16 protein-coding genes and 2 pseudogenes are annotated in these 15271 nt (G+C 60.1%); 8 read left to right on the forward strand and 10 right to left on the reverse strand.

The features are described 5' to 3' along the window. Positions 1 to 217 precede the first annotated feature (217 nt). Positions 218 to 1240 carry an AraC family transcriptional regulator gene (locus tag C2L64_RS35915; RefSeq protein WP_035536941.1) on the reverse strand — a complete coding sequence of 341 codons (1023 nt, stop codon included), beginning with the start codon at positions 1238 to 1240 and terminating at the stop codon, positions 218 to 220. Between the two features lie 287 nt (positions 1241 to 1527). On the opposite strand from C2L64_RS35915, the gene C2L64_RS35920 reads away from it, so the two are divergent. Both C2L64_RS35920 and C2L64_RS35925 read left to right on the forward strand, forming a co-directional pair. Further along, positions 1528 to 2544: a hypothetical protein gene (locus C2L64_RS35920; protein ID WP_009770003.1), complete on the forward strand. Its 1017-nt coding sequence runs from the start codon at positions 1528 to 1530 to the stop codon at positions 2542 to 2544. A gap of 31 nt (positions 2545 to 2575) precedes the next feature. Beyond that, a complete protein-coding gene (locus tag C2L64_RS35925; RefSeq protein ID WP_009770004.1) occupies positions 2576 to 3088 on the forward strand; it encodes a hypothetical protein in 513 nt (170 codons plus the stop codon). A 165-nt stretch (positions 3089 to 3253) separates the two neighbouring features. On the opposite strand, the gene C2L64_RS35930 is transcribed toward C2L64_RS35925, so the two are convergent. Next, positions 3254 to 3808 (reverse strand): cation transporter, encoded by a 555-nt coding sequence (locus C2L64_RS35930; RefSeq protein ID WP_238554837.1) that lies wholly within the window; start codon positions 3806 to 3808, stop codon positions 3254 to 3256. Between the two features lie 197 nt (positions 3809 to 4005). Between C2L64_RS35930 and C2L64_RS35935 the strand changes: the two genes are divergently transcribed. Further along, complete coding sequence (locus C2L64_RS35935; RefSeq protein ID WP_009770006.1) at positions 4006 to 4527, forward strand: hypothetical protein; 522 nt, start codon at positions 4006 to 4008, stop codon at positions 4525 to 4527. Positions 4528 to 4687: 160 nt separating this feature from the next. Next, positions 4688 to 5193: pseudogene (locus C2L64_RS35940) on the forward strand (oxidoreductase); the annotation flags it as partial. Between the two features lie 46 nt (positions 5194 to 5239). On the opposite strand, the pseudogene C2L64_RS35945 reads toward C2L64_RS35940, so the two are convergent. The 8 genes and pseudogenes from C2L64_RS35945 to C2L64_RS35980 all read right to left on the reverse strand — a co-directional run. Continuing rightward, positions 5240 to 5380, reverse strand: a pseudogene (locus C2L64_RS35945) (IS3 family transposase); the annotation flags it as partial. A gap of 86 nt (positions 5381 to 5466) precedes the next feature. Further along, positions 5467 to 5793: a hypothetical protein gene (locus C2L64_RS35950; RefSeq protein ID WP_007740946.1), complete on the reverse strand. Its 327-nt coding sequence runs from the start codon at positions 5791 to 5793 to the stop codon at positions 5467 to 5469. Between the two features lie 699 nt (positions 5794 to 6492). Beyond that, positions 6493 to 6681, reverse strand: coding sequence for a ribbon-helix-helix protein, CopG family (locus C2L64_RS35955; protein ID WP_009770008.1), 189 nt, complete (start codon positions 6679 to 6681; stop codon positions 6493 to 6495). A 146-nt stretch (positions 6682 to 6827) separates the two neighbouring features. Beyond that, positions 6828 to 7055, reverse strand: coding sequence for a hypothetical protein (locus C2L64_RS35960; RefSeq protein ID WP_009770009.1), 228 nt, complete (start codon positions 7053 to 7055; stop codon positions 6828 to 6830). A 75-nt stretch (positions 7056 to 7130) separates the two neighbouring features. Next, positions 7131 to 7922: a spermine/spermidine synthase domain-containing protein gene (locus C2L64_RS35965; RefSeq protein WP_039902075.1), complete on the reverse strand. Its 792-nt coding sequence runs from the start codon at positions 7920 to 7922 to the stop codon at positions 7131 to 7133. Continuing rightward, entirely contained in the window at positions 7919 to 8236 is a 318-nt protein-coding gene (locus C2L64_RS35970; protein WP_009770011.1) for an HPr family phosphocarrier protein, read from the reverse strand. The genes C2L64_RS35965 and C2L64_RS35970 overlap by 4 nt, the downstream gene beginning before the upstream one ends. Before the next feature lie 52 nt (positions 8237 to 8288). Further along, positions 8289 to 8735, reverse strand: a complete 447-nt coding sequence (locus C2L64_RS35975) for a hypothetical protein (protein ID WP_238554838.1) — start codon at positions 8733 to 8735, stop codon at positions 8289 to 8291. 233 nt (positions 8736 to 8968) lie between these two features. Further along, positions 8969 to 9739, reverse strand: coding sequence for a YoaK family protein (locus C2L64_RS35980; RefSeq protein WP_009770013.1), 771 nt, complete (start codon positions 9737 to 9739; stop codon positions 8969 to 8971). Between the two features lie 450 nt (positions 9740 to 10189). Between C2L64_RS35980 and hyfB the strand changes: the two genes are divergently transcribed. From hyfB to C2L64_RS36000, 4 genes are read left to right on the forward strand one after another with little or no spacing between them, the layout of a single operon-like run. Next, on the forward strand, positions 10190 to 12199 hold the full coding sequence (gene hyfB, locus C2L64_RS35985; RefSeq protein WP_009770014.1) for a hydrogenase 4 subunit B: 2010 nt from the start codon (positions 10190 to 10192) through the stop codon (positions 12197 to 12199). Continuing rightward, entirely contained in the window at positions 12196 to 13146 is a 951-nt protein-coding gene (locus tag C2L64_RS35990) for a respiratory chain complex I subunit 1 family protein (RefSeq protein ID WP_009770015.1), read from the forward strand. Before hyfB ends, C2L64_RS35990 begins: the two co-directional genes overlap by 4 nt. Then, entirely contained in the window at positions 13147 to 13815 is a 669-nt protein-coding gene (locus C2L64_RS35995; protein ID WP_007740973.1) for a formate hydrogenlyase, read from the forward strand. Beyond that, positions 13808 to 15268 carry a hydrogenase 4 subunit F gene (locus C2L64_RS36000; protein WP_007740975.1) on the forward strand — a complete coding sequence of 487 codons (1461 nt, stop codon included), beginning with the start codon at positions 13808 to 13810 and terminating at the stop codon, positions 15266 to 15268. Before C2L64_RS35995 ends, C2L64_RS36000 begins: the two co-directional genes overlap by 8 nt. Positions 15269 to 15271: the final 3 nt, after the last annotated feature.

Below are 15271 nucleotides of genomic sequence, written 5' to 3' on the forward strand. Positions count from 1 at the left end.
ACAGAAGACGAACGGGACGGCGGTGACTGCAAAATCCGGAAGCCGCACCGATGATAACTAGAGTTAGCGGCATTGCGTTTATTGGCCCCAAAGTGCCGCGTGTTGCGCCGCAATCCGTTATGCAGGTCAACGAAGTGGTGCGACGCCGACTGGCCGTTATACCGCCGTAAGCAGCCGCTTTGGCCGCTCGGGGTCGGACGACGGCAACGGGTCGAACTCAGCCCTCCGATGCGGTGACGCTCGCGCTTTCATTACCCCCAACCGCTGCACTGGCAGCGTTGTTCCTGCGCCATGTGGCTGGCGGCTCGCCGAACTCTCGCTTGAACGCGCGATTGAACGAGGCTTCTGATTCGTAACCGACAGTCTCGGCAACTGACGCTAGCGACGAATCAGTGAGGCGAAGCTGATTTGCAGCGAGCTGCAAACGCCACAGCGACAGGTACTGCATCGGCGGGAGGCCGACCAATTCCGTGAAACGCAGTGCCAGCCCGGAACGCGAGATGCCCACTTCGCGGGCGAGCGCTTCCACGGTCCATGGGTCTACCGGTCGCGCATGTATCAGCGCAAGCGCCCGCGCGACGAAGCGATCGCGCAGTCCCGCCAACCAGCCCTTGCGATCGTCAGGCATCGTGGCGACGTAGCGGCGCACCGCTTCGACGAACAAGAGCTCGGCAAGCTTGGCCAGGACCGTGGCGCTGCCGGCTTGCGCTGAGGCAGCCTCCTGGGTTGCAAAGCGCAGCGACGATTCGAGCCACGACGCGCTGGATCCGCGCATGTCGACCTTGAACAGCCGCGGCAGTGCCGAAAGTAAAGGATTGCGTGAGTTGTCGTGCGTAGCGAGAAAGCCGCACACCAAACGTGTGACCGCACCTCCGCCACCGTAGGCAAGTTCCATCACTTCACCTGGCCTCGTCTCTATCTGCGTGGCCAGCAACGGCCCCAGGAATTCCGGTGAGAGATCCGTAGAACTGCCTAACACGTGAGTTTCGCCTTGCGGCACCACGATGACATCGCCTGCCTGGACATGCAGCGCACCAGCCGAATCGCCTGGCAGCATCGCCCAGCACGCTCCTTCTGTCACCAGATGGAACGAAACAACGCGCTTGGAAGGCGGCAAATACGCTGAACAAAGGGCGGAATCGGCGTGAGCTATGACGCACCAGGGCGCAGAGAAGCAGCCGTCGAGATGAACCGCTCCCGTCAGCTGGATGACGCGCAATACATCGGAGAGAGCGTCCATAGTAGCGATCGCGCAATGTTGGAGCCGCGCACAAGAAAGCTGGACGCCCGGCCATTCAATGTCGTTGATGCTGTGGTGATACTAGCACCGTGCCTGAAGACCACCAAACGCAGCTCGTCTGATCGGAGGAATGAAGTCCATGCAGGCGTGATGCTTTCGCGATTCGATGCGGGACATCCGCGTTGTATGCGCCTGCTCAAGAAGAGCCAGGCAATTTCATAGACCCGTTCGAGATATCTCGACTGCTTTTACGCTGTAGAACCATCCCCATTCTCTGGAGTAAGTCCATGTCAGCAGTGAATGCCGTTGCTACGACCGATACTGATCCCGCGCAAGACGAAATCCACCTTACGGATGCCGTTGTTCAGCAGCCAGTCTTGCAGCCGTACGTCGACTCCGCTCGCTACGCAAAGTGCGTGGAAGTCTCGAAGCGCATTCGCTGGGACATCGATCGCGATGTAGTTCGCGGTCGAGAGTTCGACTTCACGAAAAAGTTTCTGCCTGACGGCCTGTCGTTCGTCGATCGGCTGTCGTTTCTGAACGCCATCGAATGCCGCCTGCTGTCGCAGATTCAAGGGCGTTCGTATGCCAACATCTTCGGGCTTGTTGAGCGCTTCATCGGCGCCAAGGTACTCGATGTTAGCCGCGACCACTGGCTTGGCGACCAGATCGCACTCGAGGCGCTCGTTCGGTTCACCGACGAAGAACTGAAGCATCAAGAGCTGTTTCGCCGCATTGAGACAATGATCGGCATGGGAATGCCCGCAGGGTACACGTTCGACCCGCAACCTGATGAGGTCGCATCGTTTGTACTGGCCAAGTCGACATGGGCCGTGCTCGCGCTGACCTGCCTCATTGAACTCTTCACGCAGGCGCACTATCGCGCCAGCATCGAACCGGATAGCGAGCTTTCACCGCTCTTCAAGGAGGTGTTCTTGTTCCACTGGAAAGAGGAATCACAGCACGCGATTCTGGATGAACTGGAATGGGTGCGTGAGAACGCGAAACTCTCTTCGCAAGACCTCGATGTGGCCGTTGACGACCTGATCGCGCTGGTCCGCGCTGTAGATGAAATTTTGCAAGCTCAGGCAGCGGCCGATACGCGCTACTTCATTGGACTTTGCAGTCGACCGAAGACGCCCGTCGAAATCGAATCCGTGATGGAAACCGTCCTTGCTGCGTATCGCTTCCAATACATCGTCTCGGGTGTTCAGATTCCGAGGTTCGGCGCAATGCTCAACGCAATGACCACACCTGCGCAAGCGCTACGGATTAGCGAGGCGCTTGCGCCGATCATGGACTGACCGGCAATCGAAAGACGATGGGCTCAAGTAAATGGAAAAAACGACTCCCGTCCGATTTGACGTGGCCGCTTTGCGAACGCAGGTCCGGGGACTCATTGGTTGGATCATGCGCGAAGCCTCGACGACGAAGCGGGCACCAGTGATCCCACTGAAATCATCGTGTGCAATTGCCGGGCAATGGCGGCGGTCCGGCACGGTGCCTGACCCATGCCATGCGCTCGTCGGATCTGAGCAGTGCGACGGTACAGAACTGTGTATCGATGACCCGGTTGATGTCGCACATCTGGAAGCGCATGAGGCGAACTGGGTTGCCAACCTTGCACTGAATGAAGCATCGATTTTCCAGATCCTGCAGGAGGTGGGTGCTCGTGGAGTTGCGGTGCTCGCAAAAATCCTCTGCAGCAGATGTGCCGAAAGCTTGATTACTGGCGATTACAGCGGCGCCACAGTTTCGTTCGTCGATTACTGGGGCAGTTGTGCAAGGGTCCCGTTCCCCGCGGGTATAGACTCCGCTGACGCAGCAGACGTGCAAAGCCTCGATTGAGGACTACCGATGGATTCGGCATCGGACCGGCTTCGGCCACGAAGCGTCATTCTCTCCCACCGTCGTTCAGTCTTTCTGGCGTCGACGCTGCATTGCTAAGCGGGCATTCCCTTCAGTGACTGGTAGTCTCCGAAAGGCGGTGGGGCTTTTTGCCATTCATACCCACTAGGCGGTCGTGGCTTTGCTTTCGTCTCGCGAGTCCCGCAAAATTTCCGCGGCCTCACGCACCACATAGGCTCCGATGAGCAACCCGGCAACGAGATCGGCCCAGCGAGACCCAGTGATTCCAACGATAGCCCCGGACACGCAAACGCCCAGGTTGGCAACGACGTCAGCCCGAGTGAAAAGATACGTGGCGCGAGGATGAACCTCCCCGGTACAGTATCGCGACAGCCTCCGCAAGACAGTCACGTTGACCGCCAGCGACAGTAATGCGAAGACCATCATGACACTACCTACAGGCTCGGCGCCGCCGAGCGCCCGTCTTCCAACGTCGAGAAGGATGCCTGTGCCGAGCAAGAGCAACAGGACCCCGCTCAGTCGGGCGGAGCGGTGCTTGAAAACCGGGCTTCGTGTAACCGCCAGCAGCCCTATAGCGTAGGCAGTTGCGTCCGCCAGCATGTCAAGGGCATCAGCCAGTAACCCGCTTGATTGGGCCAAAAGGCCCGCCGTCGTGCCGATGACAAACATCGCAAGATTCAGCGCCAGGGCGACGCGCAACGTCTTGCGCTCTTCATCCGTCTGCGCCCGTGCCTGACTGCACACACCCCATGTAGTCCTCCGCTTCCACGGTATAAACCCTGATCGTAGCGCAAGAGGCCATTGATGCACGTCAAAGGCGGTTGCGGACCGGCGAGTAGGCTTGAAATCGACGATAGCTACTTGTAATCCGCACACCCTACACGCTCGGAGGCCGCATGAGAAAACTTTTACTCGCAATCGCGCTTTGCTCTGCACTGACGTCGCCGATGCTCCTTGCCGCATCCAAAGACACAACTACCGCACAAAGCAGTTCCAAGTCTCAAAGTTCGGATACCGCTGCATTCGACAAGAGTCTGGCTCAGCTTCAGGAGCAGATGAAAATCATGCAGACGCAAATGGACCAGATTCGCAGCACTCAAGACCCTCAGGAACGTCAGAAACTCCTGCAGCAGCACTGGGCGACAATGCAAAGCGCGATGAGCACCATGCACGGCATGTGGGGCCCCGGAATGATGGGATATGGGAGGATGGGCCCAGGCGTGATGGGGGGAGCCGGTCCCGGCTGTTGCGGTGGCGGCTGGGGGCACATGGGAGGCTATTACTCACAGTTGACGCCCGAACAACTTCGGAAGCGGCAGTACATGACTGACCAGTACCTTCGGATGCAGCAGGAAATGATGAACAACATGATGTGGCAACAACAGTATTGGATGGGTCCTCCTGCCTCGCCCCAGTAAAGTCTGCACGAGCGAATGACTGAATTTGCTTCGAGACCTGCCGTTGTCGCCAGGAAGTGTCAGAGGACCGCTTCGGGTTGAACTGACGCTCACAACCGGCGCATAGATTGTGCCGCTCATCGCGCATCTGCGGCGCGTCGCGAAGCGCCGCGCTTCGGCACGCGGGAGAAGGGCGGCGTGGGTGGGCTCGTCGTCCACGCGCGGCGGCACGCCGCCGTTCCTTGTGCCGTATTTTGCCGCCAAGGCCGCGATGGATGCGCTGGCTGTGTCGTACTCGACCGAACTGGCGCGCTGGGGCATCGAGAGCACGAGCATGGTGCCAGGCGCCTTCACCAAGGGTACCAATCACTTCGCGCATTCGGGCGAACCGGCCGATGCTGATGTCGCGGCCGAATATGAAAACGGCCCCTATGCAGGCGTTACCGAGCAGGCACTGAAGGGTCTCACGAGCCTGGAGCCATCGGATGCCGATCCGGTACAAGTCGCGCGCGAGATCATCAACGTCGTGAACCTGCCGTTCGGAAACGGCCGTTCCGCGTGCACGTCGATTCGTCCCAGGACGGCGCTGAAGTGGTCAAGGTGGTGGCGGACCGGATGCGCCGCGAGATGTACTTCGCAATCGGCCTGCAGGATCTGCTTTCGCCGAAGATCAACAGCCAACAGTAAGGTATCCAGAAGAACAATTCGGGTTGAGTTTTGTATCGGGGAGCGCGCGCGCCGGCAGATTCTCCGTGACCGGCAGCTTTTGCCTCGAGTCCGTCGAGACGCGATAACGGTGTTTGTGTCGGGCCCGGATACCATTGTCGCGCATCAGACGCTCCCCCCGCTCCTTGCCGGCCGGAAGGCTCCGAGCCACGAATAGCAATACAACTCAGACCACTTCCGAGCGTGGATTCTGAATCGGGCGACGCGAACAGAACAACGTCACAAGATCGGAGATCAATTAGGTTTAGCATCGTCACATATGTGCTTCGCCGAAACGATTTCTTCGCCCAAAGATGCGAAATATGCTCGCCAAAATCGAACTGCTTCTTCCGCAGACACCTGATCTGGAAGACACTCGATCTCAAAAACGTCGCACTCTGAAGGGTGTCCAAACACGCACCATCCCTTCAACGCCGCGTCTGTTCCATGCAAAATGAGACTTATGATGTTCGCGCGACGTTGCTCTATGCTCCCCGCGACATAGTCAATAAACAGACTGGAATCCGATGGTCGAGAGACGCCAAAAACTTGGTACGGAATCGGATAAGATAAGCTTTCCATCGTCCTCTCCTCCAGTCTCTATTGGTCGCTAAACATTGGTGATGTAACGAGTAGAATTTTTTGCGTGCAGCAAGCTCGTCGGAAGGCATGCGCTCGATTGCCACGGCCTTTGTGCCGTGGCAATCGCCCCAACGAACATTCGTTTGAGCCCACAGCGTATAAGAAAAGGACAGGAAACTATGTACGCTGCCGCTTATGGAAATCACAGAAATCGCGGCTTGAACGCCTCAAGGCGAGAAACTCGCACGGCGAACAAAAACCGTCCGTCCTGCCGTGCCATTGCCGTTTGGTCCGCGCTTCATGCTAGAAACCTCAACCGCAGGTGATCTGGCGCCATACAAGCTTCGACGTGAAAAACGATGGACTCGGGCAGGTCGATTTCGGGTCGACTTCGGGGACGACGGGACGGATTGGATTGTGCGGCAGTGGACCATCGAAACCGGCAGCGACCGGGTATGGCAGCCCTATGGCCGCGTCAATCTATGGCACGATTGGGTGGCGGCCGAACACGCAGTTTGGGAGCGAGCAGATTCCTCTGCGCGAAGGAGCAACCCGGATGGAACTTGCCGGCGGAGTCACGCGCTGCTTTCGCCGAATTTCAGTATCTACGCACAGGCTGGTTGCCAGTTCGCTGTGGATAACACGGATTGTGGAAGACGTCAGGGCGCGGTCTTCGTTACGCGTCGTGCCTAAGAACTGTCATCGCCGCGTACGTGAGCCGATGGTGCTCCGCGTTTTCCAGGTCACGCCGTGTTGCTCGAGGTAGTCTCTGATAAGCTGCCGCACAACCTGAGACGGTGTCAGGTCCTGTGCGGCGCAGAGTTTCTCGAACGCTTCTTTTTTTACGGGGTCAATCAGGACTGTCAGTCGGGCGCTTTTCGATTCCATGGTGGCAGCGAAGGTTGGAACATGTTAATCAAATTATAATGGATTGTTCGCTTTCGCTACAGTAATTGATGGCACGGCGCTCAATCGACAGGCGGGCGCGTGCGTCCAGGTGGCAGTCCTGGCGGCCGCCAGCAGCAACAAGAGCGTCAGATTTGCGTCCGGCCAAGCAGAAAACTGCGTCCCGCCTCGGTGAGCGTCGTGGCCCCCCGACCGTTTTCGGAGACGGCAACAAACCCGGCACGAATCAGTTCGTGAGTGACGGACCAGCTCAGGGCCGGCGTGTCGCGCCCGTAGCGTGGTTGCGAAAGGCGCTCGAGCGCCCAGATCGCTGCATGGCTCAAGGTGACAGGCTGGAGGTCAGTAGGCTCGGTCATGTCTCATCCTTGTAATGGCGTGGTTCGCGATGGGAGAAGCGGGGTGAACTCGATCCCGCAGGGGAGCGTGTCTGGTCAGGTTCTTGGGCAGGCAGTGCGTTCTTCCCAGTCAATCCTTTTGCCGTATTCGATCCTTATCGCCGTTTCGCGTAGATTCAACGGGTGCATGGTTTCGAGGACGCGCGCTAGTGCAAGCGACTCGTCCAGGGGGAGGGATGCGGCCGGCGCCTTCCACGCAAAGACGATGACATTCTCGGGACTGTCCTCCGCCGGCACCACGACGACTGCATCGTCGAAGACGGCCCTGATTGAGCAGACGCAGCGGCGGAACCCGGAATCGCTGCTGATCAGATTGGCTACCAGCAATCCGTTATCCGGCAACTGTCGCCGGCAGGCCGTATAGAACGCTGTGCTGCACAGTTGCGGCGGCACACCCTCGGCGTTGAAACCATCGACAAGCAGCACGTCGGGGCGATGGTCAGACGAATCGACATAGTGGGCGCCATCCGCACAGATCACCGCGAACCGCTCGTCGTCGGCCGGTATCTGGAATAGCGAACGAAGCGCGAGCACGTCGGGATTGATTTCGACAGCGGTGATGACGGCGTCCGGCACATAGCGATAGCAATACTTCGCCAGTGAGCCCCCGCCCAGGCCGACGATCGAAATGCGGCGCGGATTCGGCTGGAACAACAAAAAGCCCACCATGGTTCGCGTATATCCCAACGCAAGCGCGTAGGGCTCATGCGCAAGCATGCAACTCTGCACGCCGGTTTCATCGAACTGCAGCGCGACGAAACCGCCCGCACGTACAACCACAGGTCGCTCGTGTCCTGGATTGCGGCTGGGCCGGCCGCTCCGGGTCATCGTTCGGCAATGGCAGGTGTGCATTGCGGGCGCGGCTGCATGTATTGCAACGCCCCGCACTTTGACGCACTGAGTATGGCCGAAAGGGCGTGCAGTGCATCCCGCTCGTCAGGACCTGCCACAAGAATGCGAACGGGCGTGTCCCGCCGGGCCCGCAGCGACATGACCGACATGGCATCTTTGCCATTCACATGGCGGCCATTTGCCGTGCAGATAACATCGCTCGCAAACGTGGCCGCTGTTGCCGCGAATTCCGCAGCTACCGTCTCATCGACTCCCCATCGGGCCGTCACCCGAATCAAAGCATCTACCACTGCATCTCTCCGTTCCTTCGCGCAGGTTCAACAAGGTCGATCCGTATTCGATCTAGTGCAGACGCCGTCCGACAATGTCCGCAAGAAAGCTGCGCAACTCTTCGGCCCATGTCTCGCTGTCCAGCATCACGCTGGTGGTTTCCACCGGTCGCATGCTGGCGTCGAGATAGACCGCGCGGACGGCCCTAGGCGGTAGTGGTTTGCGAAAAAGCCGGCCATCGCCGTCGAGAAAGAGGCATGTCTTTCCGCGATAGCGGGCGCCACGGATCGAGATAGCGTCGAACACATGGCGCGCCGATGCCTTCGGATAGACAAAAACGATGTTGATTCCATGGGCTTCGAGACTGTCGGATATCTCCGCAAACCGATGGAGCATCTGAAATCCGCGTTCCCCGGCCGTGCCCACGCCGACCACGACCAGACCGTGATCGCCCTTCATGTCCCGAACAAGTCGGCATGCGTGGTCGTACGACAGCAGAGCAGCACCAGGGTCAATCACGTTCTTTCCTTGCCGGTCTTTTGGACGCGCTTCGCACGTCTGTGCAGCGCACCGCTTCAAGGCTTCCCCAATCCAGCCTCCTGTCAGCGCTCCGTCAGACTGAAATGCAACTCAAATGATAATGACATTATCATAACATGTGTGCGTTTGACCGGCACGGATGACGCGACTGCGCGTTCTGTACCGGCACGGCACGGAGCATGAGGCGCGATCGTGTCGGCTCGTCACCGGGATCATTGCGGCTCGCGCGCGGGCCGCCAGGGCCGCTCCCGCAGATCGTCAAGCAGTGGAATGATCGCCAGTGCCATCAGCACGCCCGCGAGCGGAATGGTCGACGCGTAGCCGACATGCTTGAAACCGAGGGCGCCTGTCACGCCGCCTGCAAAGAAACTCGCGAGCATGCCGGAGTGCACCTTGAGTCGCTCCCGGTTGGCGAGAACGGGTTTCGACGCAGGATCATCGTTCGACGCATTCCAGTAAAAGAGCTTGCCGAGTTCGATGCCGATGTCGGTGACGATGCCCGTCATGTGCGTGGTGCGGATTTCAGCGCCTGACAGTTTGGTGATCATGGCGTTCTGTAACCCCATGATGAAGCAGAGCAGCACGACGGTTGCCGGAACGAACAGGGTGTCCCGCAACGCCAGGTGACTGCCGACCAACCCGAAGCACAGAAGCAAGGCGGCTTCGAGCATCAGTGGGGAAGCATATTGACTATGCAGGTGCTGACGGCGCCCCCAATTGACGAGCACCGCCGAGCAGGCGGCGCCCAGCAGAAACGAAATCAGCGAACCGATACCGGCAAGCACCAGCGCGGCATCACCAAGCACCGCCTCGTCCGCGATCGCGGAAACAATGCCGCTCATGTGCGATGTGTACTGCTTCACGGCCAGATATCCACCCGCGTTCGCCGCGCCTGCGACAAACGCAAGGGAAAACCCGAGGCGCCTGTTCGCCTCGGTACTCCGGTCTTTTCCGGTCAATGTTCGAAAGAAGTGCGCGGGCATGCGAGCAAGACTCCTGCCGTCACACGATGTGTATGCGGCCTTGTGTGGGCGTGAATTCCACCGCGTCGGAATTTCGCGCTGGTCTCGGGTCTGAATGACGGATTGCCATTGTGCAGGCGTGAAAACACGGCGCCGCCGCGAAGCGAGGGGCGTCATCGCTGCCGTATGGAATCCTGCGGACAAAGCTGATAGGATGATAACGACATTATCATAATCTGATAACTGTATGTTCCTGACGCCGGGCCTGTGCTTCCAGGTTCCGGCCTCGAGAGGAGACATCCCATGCGGCGCGGATTTGCGGCAGACGGACAGCTTCGTCAAACGTGCGGTCAGACAGGCAGGCGCTCAGGCGTCGCCTGTCCTGAAGGACGTGCTACGCAAGTCGTTGATCGCTTCGCATCCGGTGCGGCTGCGGGCCGCGAATAGGCATACAGCAAAGAGCGACGCACGATGGCCTCTTTCACCATCCTTCCGTTCGTGCTTGCCGTGATCGCAGGTTGGCTCGTCGTCGGCGTGCTGGGGCTCACCAGTCTGCATCGCACGCGAGTCGTCGCACACGGGCTGTTCCCGGCAGGCGCATTGTTCGGGTTGCTGCTCTGCGCGCTGGGCATTGCAGGCGTGTTTTCCGCCCCTCAGGAGGCGATCCTGCCGCTGGGACTGCCGGGGCTGCCGTTTCACGTCAGGCTTGACGGTCTATCGGCGTACTTCCTGGCGGTGCTCGGGATGGTTAGCGCAGGCGTCGGTGCCTTTTCCGCTGGCTATTTCCGCAAAGGTGAAGGCACGCCCCCCGGGTTGCTCTGCTTCGAATATCACGTGTGCCTCGCGGGCCTCGCGTTCGTTCTCGTGGCGAACGACGCCTACTGCTTCATGGTCGCGTGGGAAACGATGACGCTGGCGGCAACGTTCCTCGTCATGAGCAACCATCGTATTGCCGAGATCCGTCGGGCCGGCTACCTGTACTTCCTGATTTCGCATGTGGGAGCGCTTGCGCTGCTGCTGTGTTTCGGGCTGCTGCAGGCGGGTACCGGCGACTATACGTTTGCCGGCATGCGGCAACAGCATCTGGGCATGTTCTGGGCATCTGTCGCGTTCGCGCTGGCGCTACTCGGCTTCGGTGCGAAGGCGGGCATCTTCCCATTGCACGTCTGGTTGCCCGAGGCGCATCCGGCAGCACCATCGCCTGTGTCGGCATTGATGAGCGGCTTTGTCCTGAAGGCAGGGCTTTACGGCATGCTGAGGACGGTCTTCGACCTCCTGCACCTGCAGATCGCGTGGTGGGGTGTCGTGATGCTGGCACTCGGCCTTTTCACCGCGCTGTTCGGCGTTGTATTCAGCGCGATCCAGACCGACATGAAAAGGCTGCTCGCGTACTCGTCGATCGATAATATCGGTCTGATGTTCGTCAGCATGGGACTCGCGGTCCTGTTCCGGGCGTTCGACATGCCGGCGCTCGCCGCTTTATCGCTTACCGCGTTGCTCTACCAGATCGCAAGCCATGCCGCGTTCAAGAGCCTGCTGTTCATATCGACGGGCTCCGTCCTGCATGCAACAGGTGAACGCAATCTCGGCCGCCTCGGTGGCCTGATCCGTTTCATGCCATGGACCGCGTGGGTCGCGTTGCTGGGCGCGCTTTCGAGTGCCGGTCTGCCGCCCTTGAGCGGGTTCGTGTCCGAATGGCTCTTGCTGCAGAGTTTCCTGTTCACGCCCGACCTGCCGAATTCATTCCTGAACATGATCATTCCGCTGGTTGCAGCGTTGATCGCACTCGTTGCCGCGCTCGCCGGCTACACGATGGTGAAGTTCTTCGGGATCATCTTCCTTGGGCAGCCACGCGAGCCAAAGCTGAGCAACGCGCGCGACGCAAGCCCATGGGAGCGCGTCGGCTTCGTCTGGCTCGCAGCGATGTGCGTGCTGCTCGGCTTGCTGCCGGTGCAGTTCGTGGCCGTGCTCGATCGTGTGACGCAGGCGCTGATCGGCGCGGGCATCGGGCCGGCAGTCGCCCGGAATGGCTGGTTGCTGTTGGCGCCCACGAATATCGGGCGCGCGAGTTACATGCCATTGGTCTTTCTGCTGTTCTTTGTCGGCTGTTGCGGGCTGGCCTGGATACTGGTGCGCCGGTTCTATCATGGGCGGCTGCGTCGCGCGATTCCCTGGGCGTGCGGCCATCCGTTCGTGAATGCGCGCATGCAGGATACGGCCGAAGGGTTCGGCCAGCCGATCCGCGAAATCTTCGCGCCGGTGTTCAGGATCGAACGGCAGCTTCCGTCACCCTTCGACGCGCATCCCACGTATCGCGTCGCTGTAATGGACCGCACGTGGGCGATGATTTACGAGCCTATCGAACGCACTGTCAGGCGTATTGCGGCGCTCGCCGGCCTGCTCCAGGCGGGCCGCATCGCCGTCTATCTGATGTACAGCTTTCTTGTGCTCATCGCCCTGCTGATTCTGGTAAGACGATGATCACGATCTCGGGTCTCTTCTCGCAACTGTTCGAAATCCTGCTGGCGCTCGCGGCGGCACCGCTGCTGACTGGCTGGATCAACATGTGCCGCGCCTGGCTGCAGAATCGTCGCGCGCCGTCCATCTGGCAGCAGTACCGGATGCTGCACAAGCTGTTCAACAAGGAATCGGTCGTCGCGCATCACGCAAGCCCCGTATTTCGCAGCGCGCCGTACGTGATCTGGGGCTGCATGACGCTTGCGTGCGGCATTGTGCCGACGCTCTCGACGGACCTGCCGTTGTCGCCCGCCGCCGACGCCATTGCACTCGTCGGGCTGTTCGCGCTGGCACGCGTGACGATTTCACTTGCTGCAATGGATATCGGCACGGCATTCGGCACGCTGGGTGCACGTCGCGAAATGCTGGTGGGGTTCCTTGCCGAACCGGCGCTGTTGATGGTGCTTTTTTCCGCGTCGCTGATCACGCACTCCACGCTGCTGACGCATATCGTGGGCACGCTGAGCCATCAGGAACTTGCGATCTATCCGAGCCTCGCGTTCGCGGGCATTGCCTTCACGATGGTGTCGCTCGCCGAGAACGCACGCCTGCCCGTCGACAATCCCACCACGCATCTCGAACTGACGATGATCCACGAGGCGTTGATCCTCGAGTACTCAGGCCGGCATCTTGCGTTGATGGAGTGGGCGGCGAGTCTCAAGCTGTTTGCCTACTCGTGCATCGGACTGGCGCTCTTCGTGCCGTGGGGCATCGCGGAAGCCGGGAATCCTGTCGCACTGCTGCTCGCAATCCCGGCGCTATTCGTCAAGCTGCTGGTGGGCGGCGCGGCGCTCGCCGTGATGGAGACGACCAACGCGAAGATGCGCATCTTCCGGGTGCCGGAGTTTCTCGCCACGGCCTTTCTGCTCGCGGTGATCGGCATGCTCGTCCACTTTCTGCTGGGGGCATGAATGCACGGTCTCCACAGTCTTTCGACGCAGATCATCAACCTGCTGGCCGCTGTCCTGCTGATGGTGTCGTTCGCGATGCTCAGCCAGCGCCGGATTCTGACGCTGATTCACCTCTACACGCTGCAGGGCATCGCGCTTGTATTGGCCAACCTCGTTCTGGGCTTTGTCACCGATGACGTCCATCTGTACATCTCGGGGATGCTGACTCTCGTCCTCAAGGTCGGGCTCATCCCCTGGATTCTGTACCGGCTGGTGCAGCGCCTCAACGTGAAAACCGATGTCGAGACGCTACTCAACATACCGACGACGCTGCTCATCGGAATCGTGCTCGTTATCGTGGCGTTCAACGTAGCGACGCCGGTCAGCCAGCTCGCATCTTCGGTTGCGCGTGGCACGCTCGGCATCGCGCTCGCCTGCGTGCTGCTGTCGTTCATGATGATGATCACTCGCTCCAAGGCGATACCGCAGGTGATCGGCTTCCTTTCGATGGAGAACGGTCTTTTCTTCGCGGCCGCGGCGGCGACCAACGGCATGCCCATGATCGTCGAACTCGGCATCGGGCTCGACGTGCTGGTCGGCATCCTGATTCTCGGCGTATTCATGTTCCAGATTCGCGAGCAGTTCGACAGCCTGGATATCCACCACCTGGAAAAGCTCAAAGATGACTGACGCCTGGATTCTGGTGCTGGTTTTCGGCATTCCTCTGTGTGCGGGAGCATGCCTTGCGCTAGTGGGGCAACATGCGTCGGCGCCGGGCCTGAATATCGCGTTCAGTTTTTTGACTTTCATCGCGGCGATGCTGCTGGCCGCGCAAACCGTTGCCCACGGTCCAGCCTTTGCACTCGGGAAGCTCTTTTTCGTCGATCCGCTTAACGTCTTCCTCGTTGCACTGACGGCATTCGTCGGCTGGACCACGTCGATTTTCTCGCGGCCGTATATGCGGATCGAACAGGGGCGCGGCAAGATGACGGCGACGCGCATGCGGCTCTATCACAGCATGTACCAGCTGTTCGTGTTCGCGATGCTGCTCGCGCTGCTCACCAATAACGTCGGCATCCTGTGGGTCGCGATGGAAGCCGCGACGCTCGCGACGGTGCTGCTCGTGAGCGTGTATCGCACGGCGGCTAGTCTCGAAGCGGCGTGGAAATACTTCATCCTGTGCGGGGTCGGCATTGCGCAGGCGCTGTTCGGCACGATCCTGCTTTATCTCGCGGCAAGCCGGCAGCTCAGCGGCGGCGATGCGTTGCTCTGGACCAGCCTGAGCGCGGTCAAGGGCGCGCTCGATCCCACCATCATGTCGCTTGCGTTTGTCTTCCTGCTGATCGGCTATGGCACGAAGGTCGGCCTCGTGCCGATGCACAACTGGTTGCCGGACGCGCACGCCGAGGGGCCTACGCCCATTTCCGCCGTGCTCTCCGGCCTGCTGCTCAATGTGGCGCTGTATGCGGTACTGCGCTGCAAGGTGCTCGCCGACGGGGCTTTGCAGAATGGTCTGCCGGGGCGCCTGCTGATCGGGTTCGGACTGGTGTCGGTGCTGGTCGCCACCTTTTCGCTGTTGCGGCAGAAAGACGTGAAACGCCTGTTCTCGTATTCGTCGATCGAGCACATGGGCCTGATGACGTTCGCCTTCGGACTGGGCGGGCCGACTGCGACATTCGCCGGCCTGCTGCATATGACCGTGCATTCGCTCGTCAAGTCGGCGATCTTCTTTGCGGTCGGCCATGCTGCCCAGAAGGCGCGAACACAGACGATCGACGACATTCGCGGATTGCTGCGCGTGAGCCCGACCGTTGGGTGGGGCATGATGCTGGGCGCGCTGGCCATTCTTGGCATGCCGCCGTTCGGCGTCTTCGCAAGCGAATTTCTGATCCTGACTACGGCCATCAACGAACTGCCGTGGGCGACACCTGTGCTCCTCATCGCGCTTGCCGTGGCGTTCGCAACCATCTTCGCGCGCGTGCAGCACATGGTATTTGGCGAGACGACGGCGACCGTGCTTGAGCATCCGCCGGCAGTCCTGCCGATATTCGTTCACCTCGGCTTTGGTCTGATGCTGGGGCTTTACATTCCACCGTACCTTGCCACGTGGTACCGGCAGGCGGCGGCGATGATCGCGGGGTGACGC

Source organism: Paraburkholderia hospita, from assembly GCF_002902965.1.
GTDB lineage: Bacteria > Pseudomonadota > Gammaproteobacteria > Burkholderiales > Burkholderiaceae > Paraburkholderia > Paraburkholderia hospita.